The organism is Metabacillus sp. KJ11-3 (genome assembly GCF_055808295.1).
Genome location: NZ_CM147865.1, coordinates 1,129,216 through 1,142,198, shown reverse-complemented (window position 1 = coordinate 1,142,198; position 12,983 = coordinate 1,129,216). Strand labels below are relative to the sequence as shown.

Below are 12,983 nucleotides of genomic sequence, written 5' to 3'. Positions count from 1 at the left end.
TACTTCTCAAATTTGTTCATTCAAAAAAATAGTATAAAAAAACCTGAATTTCCTATTCCACTTGAGAAATCGAAAATGTTTTTAATGAATTTTTGCTTTGTTTTTGTTTTGTGTTGTTTTCACGGAACTTTATAGTACATTGATCTATAAAATCCTTAAATTCACTTCTGAATCTTTCTGGAGAGAATTTTAATGCATGTTCTCTACAATGCTTAGGGTTTATTGACAAATTTTCAAACCGATCAACTGCCGATTTTATCGATTGCGGTGTTTGCTCATAAAAAAATAAGCCAGTAGGATTTACTGACTCGTTGTAGCCTCGAACAGTTTCCCGAGACCCACCTTTTCCAAAAGCAATAACTGGAGTACCACACGCCTGAGCCTCTAATGGAGTGATCCCAAAATCCTCCTCTGCTGCAAAAAGAAACCCTTTGGCTCTTTGCATGTGATCTTTTAATACATCAAAAGATTGATAACCCAATAGTGTTACATTAGCGCCAGCCTTCGCTTTAATTTTATTAAAATCCGGACCTTCGCCAATGACAATAAGCTTCTTATCTGGCATTAATGAAAATGCCTCGACAATCGTATCAATTTTCTTATAAGGAACCATTCTTGAAGCAGTTAAATAAAATTCTTCCTTTTCTTCATGATAAGTAAAGCCTGAAACATCAACTGGTGGATAGATTGTTTCAGATTCTCTTCTATATACCTTCCAAATTCTTCTTCCAATAAAGTCAGAATTAGACATAAAAAAATCTACACCATTTGCCGTACGATAATCCCAATTACGTACTTGGTGCAGAATAAATCTTGTTATGAGTCCCTTTAATCCCTTATCCATCCCAGCTTCTTTTAAATATTGATGCTGTAAATCCCAAGCATACCGTATTGGGGAATGAACATAAGAAATATGAATTTGATCAGGCCCTGTAATAACGCCTTTTGCCACTGCATATGAGCTAGAAATGATTAAATCGTATTGCGACAAATCAAGTTGTTCAATTGCTAACGGCATTAACGGGAGATAGTTTCGATATTTACTCTTGGAAAAAGGAAGTTTCTGAATGAATGTTGTGTTTACTTTTTTGTTCATAATGAACTTCCGATCTTTTTCTTCTAAGTATTCTACAGTGCTGAATAAATCTGCGTCAGGATATATTTTTAGAATTTCTTCTAACACTTTTTCTGCACCGTTGTATACGACTAGCCAGTCGTGGATGATGGCAATTTTCAATACAACACCCCCATAATTATTTTTCTCATTGATTAACTACTTTTTTCTTGTATTTTATTTGTGATGGATTGCCTACAATTAAGACATTATCTTCATCAAATGTTTTGTTTAATACACACCCTAAACCTATAATGTTATTTTTGGATATTATTACCCCTGGAGCAACAAGGACATGTGCAGCTATATATACATTTGAATCAATTCTTATGGATTTAGGGACAAGATTATATTTTCCATTTAATTTTTCATGTGTCCAAAATTCAGAAGATCTACCTGCAATAATGACGCTATCATCAATATAGATGCCTCCACTTGCGTCAAAAAAGTGTCTACTCATAATTCCTGTTTTTTTACCTACACGTAGTTCTCTATGCCATCCCTTTTCTTTATATAAAGGAGCAACTATGTAATTGAAATTCAACATGTAGCTTTCTTTATCAAACTCTATTAATCTTAACCCCTTAAATATATTAAAATGTCCAATCCTTACATTATCTCTTAAAATAAGTTCTTGAGTGTCTATAAAAGATAATCCTATTTTTACATTTGAACCAATATTCCATTTAAAAACTTTCTTATAAAAATAAATTTTAAGCTTATTAGGCAATAGAATACTAATTATTAATAATATTTTTCTCATAAAATACACCTTAACCTATATTGTTTTAACTAAAATATTTTCAGAGCTGATATCCTCTAGTAAATCTAGATATGGGGAGGAATAATTATTTTCTTGTTCAAAAACCAATTTTTTCTTCACATCTTTTATAGTACTCGCTAGAGCAGTTGAGTCAGAAAATTTCGTCACAAACACATTATTCATCATTCCTTCCCATTCCGGTAATCCTCCAACATTTGTTACGATAACTGGCTTACCATAACTTCTTGCCTCTGGAACTACCAAACCAGCAGCTTCAAACCAAATAGAAGGAACAACTACCATATCACAATTTGTATAATAATCACCCACTTCGGTTCCTTTTACATGTCCTGCAAATTTAACAAAGTTTTCCAATTTGTTAGATACAACTAGTTTTCTAAGTTCAGCTTCATACCAGCCACTCCCAACTATTGTGCACTCTACATTAATATTCTCTTGAAGCAATATAGAGATTGCACGAATTAAATATTGAACACCTTTATTATAAGTTAGTCTACCAACGTATAACATTTTTAAAGTTCCTGAATCATTATCTACAGTAATTGGACCAAGATCTTTAAGGTTTCCTAAGGTTATATCAAAGATCTTTATCTTTTCAGGATTAATCTTCTCAATTTCTAAAATATCCTTCATTGCTTTAGTTGCCACATAAACTTTATTAGATTTTGCAATAACAGAATGTATATCTTTACTTTTATTAAGGATATTATAAGTATCCTTCAATGACTTAGTTGATCCACATTGTTTAAAATACCAACTAAATAGACATAAAGAATTAGTTGCCTTAAAACACATTTGATCCTTACCTCTTAACAGCCTCGTTCCCGCTGGACAGGTAACATTATGAACAAGTGAGTATATCTTATATTTCGACAAAATCCCTTTTACTATATCTGTTGTAGCAGCTCCAACATGCCACAAAATAACATCGGGATTATATTTTCTTAATGCAAATTCCCAATTTCTATCTATTAAAAATATATCTAGATTTACATCTCCTCCCCAATTATCAGCGTTGTTATACTCTAAACAAGCAATAGAGGTCATATTACCATTTCCCATAATCTTCTTAGAAAGATCATATACAAATCGTTCCTTGCCTCCGCCACTATTAAAATAATCTACAATTTGGAGAATCTTCAATAATACACACCTCACAGTTCTGTTATTATCCTAACCCCTTAATACGGTTACTCTTCTAATGTTTTTCACAATAAATCTAAATAAAGAAATAAAAGAATCTATATACAAGTGAAATAATGGAACTAAATGTAAACCAATCTTTGAACCTACATAAATATTTACTATCCACCTAGTAATAGAAGCTGTTACAACACCTAAAGCAGCTGCAGAACCTCCTAATGTATTAAAAAGGGTTAGAGTTATTATTAATCCACTTATAAGGCTTATTATTTCAGAGATTGTAACAGTATTAAATTTTGCCTCTGTTGAAAGAAAGTTAATTACAACATTATTGCAAATAGAAAAGGGTACTCCTAATAAAAGTATAATAGTAAGTATCACAGAGTCTGAAAACTCATCTCCATACACAAACGGAATAGCAAAAGGTAAAGTAGTACCAACAAGAATACTTATTAGTAAGGTCCCATAAAAAAGAACTCCATGCATTTTCTCTACATATTTTGTTCTAGGCTCTAGTTCTAAATCCATTAATTTTGGCATTAAATATACATTCAAAGCCCCATTTACTACTGAAGTAATCATCCGCTGAATACTAACTGCTATAGTATATAGCCCTAAAATATATGGACTTAAAAACAAAGATATTATTAATTGATCAAACTGACCTCCAACATTTTGCGTTAGGGAAACTCCATAGACTTGTATTCCTTTCTTGAATAGAGATCTTGTATTTTTAACAATATTTATAAATGTAAGTTTTATATACTTAAACAAAAACATAAGAGGGAATAAGCAGATTAAAACGTTAATAATGCTAATAACTATTATATAGTTATGCACGTTATACTTCCCAACTACTAAGAGTGTGATTATTGTTAATAAAATACTAATAGGAGTAAGTACTCTTATTAACATAACCAATTTAAATTTATTCAATGCTTGTAAGCTTCCAATTAATCCGTTAGATATAACCGCAAAAGGAAGTGTCAATAATGATATTTGAGCTAGTAATAATATTTCACTTGAGTGACCAGAGAATAAGAATGGAAAAAACAAAAAACCCATTAATAAACCAAAGGGTCCGATAAACAAATTTATTAATAAATATGCTGTAAATATGCTTCCTTGTTCTTCACTCTTCTTTTTTCCTAGATACGTTAGAGCACCTGGTAGGCCAAAAGTAAAAAGCAAAATAAATAAATCCGTCCACCTTGTTGCAATCATCAATTGCCCTCTTCCATATGCTCCCAAAAATCTAGCACTCAAAATTCCAGTAAATAGATTTATAACTATTATAAATATATTTACCGACAAACTAGTTAAGAACAATTTCTTCATGATCTAAGCTCCTGTATTTATAAAATAGGATTTAAATATTCTCATTTTTCAGCTGTACTTTTGTATAGTTTCGTAAATATTTATAGTCATTGATAAACGCTATATTTCCTTTTAGCCATGCTCTTAAAAAGGGGAATATAGTTCTTTTGTTTTTAAAGTATAGTTTTGCACTTGCAGCAAAGCCGAGAAATTGAAAGCAAATTGCTTTTTTATAATTAACATTTGCTATTAAAGAATCAAATAAATTAGTGTAAATGTGATATTGTTGATGACTTACATCATAATAATTATGATCCTCATCATGGATTGCTTTTGCATCAGGTTCAAATAATAATTTAACTGAATGACTTCTCCATAAAGCACCCATAAATTTATCTTCTGATGTTCTAATTCTTTCATTCCATGGTAATGCAGTAACTAGATCTCTAGGATACATTATAAATGCACTAATTAAAAAGCTAGGATCTTCCCCTTTTTTTACTTTTCTACCATATCCAATTGATCGGATTAAAACAGGCTCACTCCAATCATTATCCCAACTTACACTGCCAGCAATTACCTTCCAACCATCTACTTTCTTATATAATTCGTATAGCTTTAAAATGGAATCTGGATATACATAAACATCGTCATCAATGCTAACGATTATTGGAGCATTTGCGACACTAGCACAGAAATTTCTTGCCGCTGCCGCATTTTTTCCACTATGATCTCTAATTACTACAAAATCATACTTCTGGCAAATATTATAAACAAGACTTTTCAATTCTTGATCACTAGAATCACAAACTATTACATCAAACAATAAATATTCTCTTGCTTTTTCCAAAGCATCTAAACATTTCTGTAATTTATGTGGTCTATTTCTAGTTGGTATAACTACATTTATTTCCAATTCCTTCGCCTCCGAACTTATATTCTTAATAAAATATTTTCTACTTGTGAGATTGTATTATGAATCTCGAAAGATTTAAGGAATCTCTTATAACCATTGATAGATAACTTTTTATAAAGATCTTCGTTTATTATCAAACATTCTATTTTCTCCGATAAATGATTTACATTCCCTGGTTCATAAATAATACCTGAAACTCCATTTTCTATAATCTCTAAAGGTCCACCTATACCTGATGCAATTACTGGCTTTTTTGCAGCCATCCCTTCTATAATAACTCTCCCAAATGGCTCTTCTCTCGTAGAAGCGTGCACTATTAAATCCATTTCTTTAATCAGCTCTTGTACATTATTCCTATGACCTAAAAACTCAATGTATTTACAATTATTAGCAAGTTCTAATAAATGGCTTTTATAGACTTTATCGTCTACCTTATCAAATAATACATCTCCAATTATAAAAAACCTTGCTTTTGGAAATTTTGAATGTAGTTGTTTTGCTGCTTTAATAAAAATATCCTGCCCTTTCCACTTGGCTATTTGACCTATAATAGCAACTTTAAACTCTTTCATTTAGAGGTACCTCTTCAATTGGGAGCATGCCATTATATACTACATTTACATTTTTTTTGCTTATAAATTGTTTTGCCACAGCTTTTGAAATACAAATGATATCATCAGTAAATTGTGAGAATACTATAAATAATTTCTTGTTTATGCCATCGTCAAGGATATCCCTTACATGCCATACAACTTTTTTAAATAATAACTTTCCTGCCACAACGCCAATAAAATGTGCTTTCATAGAATTTGTATAAACTACATTTACATTACTTTTCTTAGTAAATATTAAAAGCTTTACAATTGGTATTATCATATACATTGGAGTTAGTATTTGAGATATAAATTTTTGATCTCTGTTATACCTGAGCAATTTTGTAGAAAATGGTACCACTGTTACTTCGATCCCCTCTATTTCTCTAACTATTTCAACTAATTCCCCTTCTTCAAAACATACAAATAAAGGCTCGAATTTATTTTTGTTTATAAAAGTTAAAATATCTAACAGGCTTCTTTCGGCACCTCCAATTATTGAGGTATGGTTAATAAACATAACTTTAATTCTTTGTTTTTCTTTCATTGGATCTATCCTTTCAAGGTTTCTAATAATTTGATCCTGTGATGCCATAGGCAGTTTTCATTTACCCATTTATAGCCGTTTTCTCCCAAAGTCTTAGTCAAATTTTGATCATAAAAAAAGAAGATATTGTTTTTACAATTTCTTCAACATTTAATGAATCTATTAAAAAGCCTGTTTCACCTTGAAGAACAGCATCTGGAACTCCACCATTATTACCACCAATAACTGGAAGTCTATGGATACCCGCCTCAAGAAAGACAATTCCGTAACCCTCCACATCACCCGTTTCTTTTATTTCCCTATTTAACATAATAAATAAGTCTGCAACAGAGTAAAGTGTTTCTAATTCACCCCGTTCGATATTACCAACAAATGTAACGTAATTCTCTAAATTCCCCTCTTTAACCATCATTTCCAGATTTCCCCTTTCAGGGCCATTACCACAAACAATATATTTTATATCCTTATTTGTTTTAATAATCTCCTTTAATGATTCAATAACCATATCATGACCTTTTCGTTTTACTAATCTACCCACAGTAATTAAAACAAACTTACCTTTTAAATTATATTTATTAATGGTTTCTATCTTATTAAAATCCAAAGAAGGGTTAGTTTTTGGGATTCCTGGATGAATGACAGTTATACGATTTTGGTCAAATCCTGATTCTTTTACAACAGATTTCGTGTAATTGCTGTTACATATTATTTTTGATGCGTGTTGAAGAATTTTTTTAGCAGTTGGTATTTTAATGGATTTACTTTTGATTCAAGGAAATCTAATCCATGAATATAGGGATAATATCTGATTCTAAATAGCGTTTTTAAGATCGGACCAATAAGACCTACCGGCATTACATTTCCAAAATGTATCTCTTCTATTCTATGTTTTTTAGTTATCCTGATTACTGAAAAACACAATAATATCAATTGGGCTAATTGGAAAAGTAGCGGTATACTACTAGTAACATTTGTCCTGTAAATCTTAAATTCTTGATCTTTGTCAAATGGAAGATATTTTTTTTCACCAACTCTATTTGATGTCAAAACAAAGGTATCTTTTGCATCTAAGTGAGAAACTATTCCATAAACATAATTTTGGATTCCTCCACTTTCTGGAGGAAAATCAACAGATATAAATAAGCGTTTAGTCATCTTTACACTACTCTCACATCAGTTTTATTATTTATAATTTCCTCTAATTCCTTATTAACGTTCACACCCATCTGGGTATTAGAGAATAACTGTACCGCTCTTAGTCTCCCTTTTTCACCTATCCCTTTCAAATCACCTTGCTTTATCATTTCTTCTATTTTTACGGCAATCATTTCAGGGCTTTCTTGTTCTAGTAACGTACCAGTCAATCCAGTTTCGACAATTTCTACAGAGCCGGGTGATTTTACAGCTATTAGTGGCTTACTATGTAACATTGCTTCAACCATTACAATACCAAATGGTTCCCCCTTTGCTGTATGTACATAAATATCCATCGCATCATAATAAGGCGCAACATCAAGTTTGTTACCTGTTGTAATAACATGTTGATTCAAATTTTTTTCCTCTATTAATTGGTTTACTTTTCCCTCAAATTTGTTATCTAGATTGTATAAATTTCCTCCAACTAATAATACCTTTACCTTATAATGTTTCTTAAGCAGAATTTCTAATGCTTCAATTAGTAAATCCTGCCTCTTCCAACTTTGAATTCTACCAACATTCCCCAGAAGAATTGTATCTTCATCAATTCCTAAATCTTTTCTAATCTCTATACGTTTTTGATTATTTGGTGAATGCTTTTGTATATCCACACCTGGAAAACTGCAGAATACAGGTTTATTTGTTAACTTTTGTTGTGCAATCTTTGCTATTGTAGAAGATGAGCCAATCTTATTAGAAGGTAAAATATTACTTAATTTATCTAGTATATTTGGAGGATCTGGCACTCCATGCTGCCACCAGCAAATTGGTATTCCTGCAATATAACTAGGAATTGAGCTGAATATCTGAGCTTTTGTCATCCAATTTAAAACCAAATCTGGCTTATTATCCTTCGATATTTTATAAAATCTATTCATCCACACAAATAAACCTAAAACATTTCTCATCTTTTTATTCTTTAACAATATGGTTTTAATCTCTAATTTCTCAATCGAATCTTTAAGCTTTCCTTCCTGCATAAAAAGTACTTCTATTTCATTTTTTTGTTTAAGGACTTTAACTAGTTCGTAGAGCATAGACTCCGCCCCGCCTCCAAGTTCACCAACCGGAGAAACTATTAATATTTTCAATTAATATCACCTACTTTTTTATAAATCTTTATAAAATTCATGTGAGACCAGCCCACAAATAACCAAATAAGGAGTGATGTTAGGTAAAATCCTCCATTTATCCATTGCCCTAAACAAGCAATAAGAATGCCTAATATACATTGAATCTCTATTGTATTATCTCTATTTGTTATTTTAATAATATTTATTAATGTACTAACAATTATAATAGAATAGAGTATACCTCCTATACCAACTCCAACGAACATATTAGAAATATCCACTTCTGTTGTCATACCTGATGATGCATTTATTTTGCTAGCCGCATTTGTAATAGATCCTATTCCATGTCCGATTGGATTTGAGAATACTGAAAGTATTCCATCAACAAACCTATTAATATGTCCAACACCTGTATCTTCCTCTGATAGTGGGTCTATTAGTCCAGAAATCATATGTTCTATTGCAGGTGCAGCAGTACCGAACCAACTGGGATTGACTTTAGGTAATAGCAACCAAATTAGACTAACTAAACCGAAAGAAATTATTGATGATACTATCTTTCCTACTATTGTTTTTCTTTTTACAAATAAAACCATCCAAATAGCAAGAACGATAAAAAAGATAACAGTTCTGGAACTTGCGAAAATAATTGAAGAAAACGTCACTACTGCTACCAGTAAATGTAAAAATCTAAAATTAGAATTAGAGATTGTATATGTAAAAGAAATCATAAAAGAAATTACACAAAAATATACAAACTCCTGCGCACTTGGGAACGTACCAAAAGATCTTACTGTACCCTCAGCTAAATATAATGCTGCATATCCTGAAATTTCAACCCACTGTTCTTCAAATGGAAGTAGGCCATGAAAAGACTGATATAATCCATACACTGCAATAAAGAAGCCAAGAACCTCGATTGTAAAGAATATTTTATTAATATCCGTTCTACGAATTCTATAAAACGCCAAGAAATACCACAACCAAGGAATCAGTATATAAATGGATGCTGTCATTCCTGTTAATATACTTCCAGAAAATGGGTTAAACACCTGCAAAGCACAATATATAAACATTGTAACGAACAACACACTAGGTTTATCATTTTTAAGTTGATTATTTTTTTCTTCCCAAAATAACATTAAAGTTAAAAAAATCGTTATAGCAGGTCCCAAAATCAAGAGTGGATCAAAAGAACTCCAACCCGCAATAGGAATTAAAGCTCTTCTCAAAAATCCCATAATAGCTAAATAAATTATTAATAAGGTTACTACTCCCTCTCTATTTTTTAACGTTAAAGCTATTAAGAACAAAAAAAGTGATACAAATATAAGTAATCTTATATTATTTGAATCAATGGAAAATATTCCAATGAACAAGGTGCAGCTTAGTGGAATCAAAACTGAGATTATACTTAACAGATTCTTATTAAATGATAGAGTCACTTATCACTCAACTCCAAACTTACTAAATAATTTAGTTCTATATATATTGTTTATAGCATCCTCTAAACAATTCATATGTTCTGTCCCAGGTAATCTTTTCTGAGCGTTTTCTTACTTCACTCGCCATATCTTTCCTTAGAACATCATTAAGTAAAATTTGCTCTAGTGCTATCTTTAAATTCTTACTATCTCTTTCAATGGTGAATCCAGTAACTCCATTTTCTGCTACAATATCAGATATTCCTACTTTTGTCATAACCACAGGTAACCCACATGCCCCTGCCTCAAGTGCAGCAATGCTAAAAGTTTCATATAAACTAGGTAATACAAATACATCTGAGACCTTATAAAAAATAGAAGGATCTTCATGAAACCCTTGAAAAATAACATTTTTCGCAATTTCATTACTTAATCCACTCATAATAGTCTTTTTATCACCTTTACCAACCACTAAAACTTTCATATTTTTACTAGGATAACAATTTAATAGCTCTCCGAATGCATCGAGTAATATTCGTAATCCTTTTCTTGACCAATCACCACCTATAAAAGAAAACACAATAGCACTTTCTGGGATTCCTAGGTGTATTCTTAATTTTTTCTTTTCCTCAATTGTTATTGGTTTATAAGTCTTAGTATCGACACCATTGTAGATAACAACTATATTTTCTTCCTTATAATTGAATTGTTCTAGTAATTCTTTTTTTACATGTTCAGATACTGCAACTAGAACTGGTATTTGTTTAGGTCTATAACAAATACCCTCCATAAATAGAGCTAACTTACCATGTAAATAACTATTTATCTTATGTAAAAAGGAGGTAGAGTGTTTATATCTTTCACTAAATCCAAGGCTTTTATAAGCTCTATGGCAAAAATGCACTGTGGACATGTCCACACGATTTAATACTATTGCTCCAGTTGTATGCACAAAATCAAATCTTTTAAATAACAATATTAAACTTACTATTAAAGTAAATAAAACACTTCTTATAAAGGCTGGTCTTTGAGGTATTGGAATTTTCATAAATTTAACATTGTCTATCTCTCCTGAAAATTCTGTTGCAATTACTGTAATATCATAATCTTTACTTGCTCTCTTAATGACTTCCAGTAAATGTAATTCCATTCCACCTTTATTGTTTACATGATGAGCTACAATTGCTAACTTTTTTTCATGTTTGCACCTCCGTCCTACAGTATTATTTATATTTTTATTATCTTATTCAACCTGAATCTAGTGGTAAAATTTATCTTGAATTTTTTAGTAATATTTTCATTCTTTCTTAATAATCTTAACACCTGAATTAATCCTGGCTTTTCTGATGTCCCTACTAATAAACACCATAGAATATAAATAAATATTCTAGTTGGAGATTTAAAAAAGTCCATTAAAATTAGGGTTTCATTGTATACTGAATGGTAAAAAGCAACTTCATTAAAAGTACCTCTTGCATCTAAGTCAAAGCGCTGAGCAGGATAATGATTTACTGCTACTTCAGGGTCATAAACTAGCCTCCAACCCTTTTTCTTTACATTTAAACTAAAAGCCATATCATTATGAACTTGTGCTCCATTGCCTAGTAATCTCTCGTCAAATGTAAGACCCTTTATTGCTTCTCTTCTATAGCTCATATTTGCTCCTTTTAGGACATCAACGTCTCTTGCAGAACCATATCCTAAATGATGATTTCCAATAACCCGACCAAACCATTGTACTCTACCAACTACTTCCTTTTGACCCTCTTCTCTTTTGTCTCCATGATGTACCCAATCACGACCACCAACGCCACCTATTCTTTCTGACTTGTTAAAATTCTCCACAATTTTTTCCAACCAATGCACGTGTGGAATGGTATCATCGTCAAGGATACTAAGTATATCCCCAACTGAACTTTGAAGTCCTTTGTTTAAAGCAGCAACTTGACCAGGCTTTTCAACAATCACAGGTATTATAGTTAAATTTGTTTTGTAGTGTTTAATAAAATGAAGTGTTTCTCTATCGGTATTTCGAACTACAACGATAACCTCATCCGGCAGTTTTGTTTGTTTACTTACACCATCTAAACATCGACTTAAGTCCTTTGTACGTTTGAAGGTAGGAATAATGACTGAAGTTATCATACGAATCCTCCCCTTAGTAAGCATCCTTAGTTCCTAGCAATGCTGGTATTGTTTTCAAAATCAGTTTAATATCTACAATCATGCTTCTTTCACGAATGTACTTAAGATCAAGTTCTACCCATTCTTCAAAACCAATATTACTTCTACCACTTACCTGCCAATAACAGGTTAAACCTGGTATTACTTGTAATCTTTGATGCTCATAATTAGAATATAACTCTACCTCACTTGGTAGTGGCGGCCTAGGTCCTACCAAGCTCATTTCACCTTTTAACACATTGAATAGCTGAGGCAGTTCATCAATACTTGTTTTTCTTATAAATTTACCGATTTTTGTAATACGTGGGTCATTTTTCATTTTAAACACCGGACCAGTAGCCTCATTTTTTTCTAATAACATTTCTTTTAAATCTTCCGCATTAGATACCATTGATCTAAATTTATACATATTAAACGTTTTTCCACCCTTACCAACTCTAGTTTGCTTAAAAAATATAGGTCCTCTTCTATCTTCAAATTTAATTAAAATAGCTACTAATAAAAAAATAATGCCTAAAATTATTAAACCTAGACATGAACATACAATGTCTAGGCTACGCTTCATTATTATATAGTGTTTATTTTCCTTGGGAATCACTTGAGTAAAAGCTGTTTCTTGATATTCTCGTACTAAAGAATTTTCCTCTGAAACCGGCAACGAAATTCACCATCTTTCCACTAATCTTAAACT

The 12,983-nt window shown here is 31.4% G+C and carries 14 protein-coding genes; all 14 read right to left on the bottom strand.

The genetic code is table 11. From position 1 onward, the window contains the following. Positions 1 to 52 precede the first annotated feature (52 nt). The gene (locus tag AC0L8O_RS05880; RefSeq protein ID WP_473446943.1) at positions 53 to 1,237 is read right to left on the bottom strand and encodes a glycosyltransferase family 4 protein; all 1,185 of its coding nucleotides are present in this window, start codon (positions 1,235 to 1,237) and stop codon (positions 53 to 55) included. A 25-nt stretch (positions 1,238 to 1,262) separates the two neighbouring features. Then, the gene (locus AC0L8O_RS05875; RefSeq protein WP_473446942.1) at positions 1,263 to 1,877 is read right to left on the bottom strand and encodes an LbetaH domain-containing protein; all 615 of its coding nucleotides are present in this window, start codon (positions 1,875 to 1,877) and stop codon (positions 1,263 to 1,265) included. Positions 1,878 to 1,892: 15 nt separating this feature from the next. Next, complete coding sequence (locus AC0L8O_RS05870) at positions 1,893 to 3,041, bottom strand: glycosyltransferase family 4 protein (protein WP_473446941.1); 1,149 nt, start codon at positions 3,039 to 3,041, stop codon at positions 1,893 to 1,895. 30 nt (positions 3,042 to 3,071) lie between these two features. Then, positions 3,072 to 4,379, bottom strand: a complete 1,308-nt coding sequence (locus tag AC0L8O_RS05865) for an oligosaccharide flippase family protein (RefSeq protein WP_473446940.1) — start codon at positions 4,377 to 4,379, stop codon at positions 3,072 to 3,074. Positions 4,380 to 4,410: 31 nt separating this feature from the next. Beyond that, complete coding sequence (locus AC0L8O_RS05860) at positions 4,411 to 5,274, bottom strand: glycosyltransferase family 2 protein (RefSeq protein ID WP_473446939.1); 864 nt, start codon at positions 5,272 to 5,274, stop codon at positions 4,411 to 4,413. A 17-nt stretch (positions 5,275 to 5,291) separates the two neighbouring features. Beyond that, positions 5,292 to 5,846 carry a glycosyltransferase gene (locus tag AC0L8O_RS05855; protein WP_473446938.1) on the bottom strand — a complete coding sequence of 185 codons (555 nt, stop codon included), beginning with the start codon at positions 5,844 to 5,846 and terminating at the stop codon, positions 5,292 to 5,294. Then, positions 5,833 to 6,462: a glycosyltransferase gene (locus AC0L8O_RS05850; RefSeq protein WP_473446937.1), complete on the bottom strand. Its 630-nt coding sequence runs from the start codon at positions 6,460 to 6,462 to the stop codon at positions 5,833 to 5,835. The genes AC0L8O_RS05855 and AC0L8O_RS05850 overlap by 14 nt, the downstream gene beginning before the upstream one ends. 49 nt (positions 6,463 to 6,511) lie before the next feature. Next, the gene (locus AC0L8O_RS05845) at positions 6,512 to 7,120 is read right to left on the bottom strand and encodes a glycosyltransferase family 4 protein (protein WP_473448691.1); all 609 of its coding nucleotides are present in this window, start codon (positions 7,118 to 7,120) and stop codon (positions 6,512 to 6,514) included. Continuing rightward, positions 7,120 to 7,569 carry a hypothetical protein gene (locus tag AC0L8O_RS05840; protein ID WP_473446936.1) on the bottom strand — a complete coding sequence of 150 codons (450 nt, stop codon included), beginning with the start codon at positions 7,567 to 7,569 and terminating at the stop codon, positions 7,120 to 7,122. The genes AC0L8O_RS05845 and AC0L8O_RS05840 overlap by 1 nt, the downstream gene beginning before the upstream one ends. A gap of 2 nt (positions 7,570 to 7,571) precedes the next feature. Next, positions 7,572 to 8,702, bottom strand: coding sequence for a glycosyltransferase (locus tag AC0L8O_RS05835; RefSeq protein WP_473446935.1), 1,131 nt, complete (start codon positions 8,700 to 8,702; stop codon positions 7,572 to 7,574). Continuing rightward, the gene (locus tag AC0L8O_RS05830) at positions 8,699 to 10,129 is read right to left on the bottom strand and encodes a hypothetical protein (protein WP_473446934.1); all 1,431 of its coding nucleotides are present in this window, start codon (positions 10,127 to 10,129) and stop codon (positions 8,699 to 8,701) included. The genes AC0L8O_RS05835 and AC0L8O_RS05830 overlap by 4 nt, the downstream gene beginning before the upstream one ends. Before the next feature lie 37 nt (positions 10,130 to 10,166). Continuing rightward, positions 10,167 to 11,258: a glycosyltransferase family 4 protein gene (locus AC0L8O_RS05825; protein WP_473446933.1), complete on the bottom strand. Its 1,092-nt coding sequence runs from the start codon at positions 11,256 to 11,258 to the stop codon at positions 10,167 to 10,169. 77 nt (positions 11,259 to 11,335) lie between these two features. Continuing rightward, positions 11,336 to 12,253 (bottom strand): glycosyltransferase family 2 protein, encoded by a 918-nt coding sequence (locus AC0L8O_RS05820; RefSeq protein WP_473446932.1) that lies wholly within the window; start codon positions 12,251 to 12,253, stop codon positions 11,336 to 11,338. A gap of 13 nt (positions 12,254 to 12,266) precedes the next feature. Next, a complete protein-coding gene (locus AC0L8O_RS05815; protein WP_473448689.1) occupies positions 12,267 to 12,956 on the bottom strand; it encodes a sugar transferase in 690 nt (229 codons plus the stop codon). Positions 12,957 to 12,983: the final 27 nt, after the last annotated feature.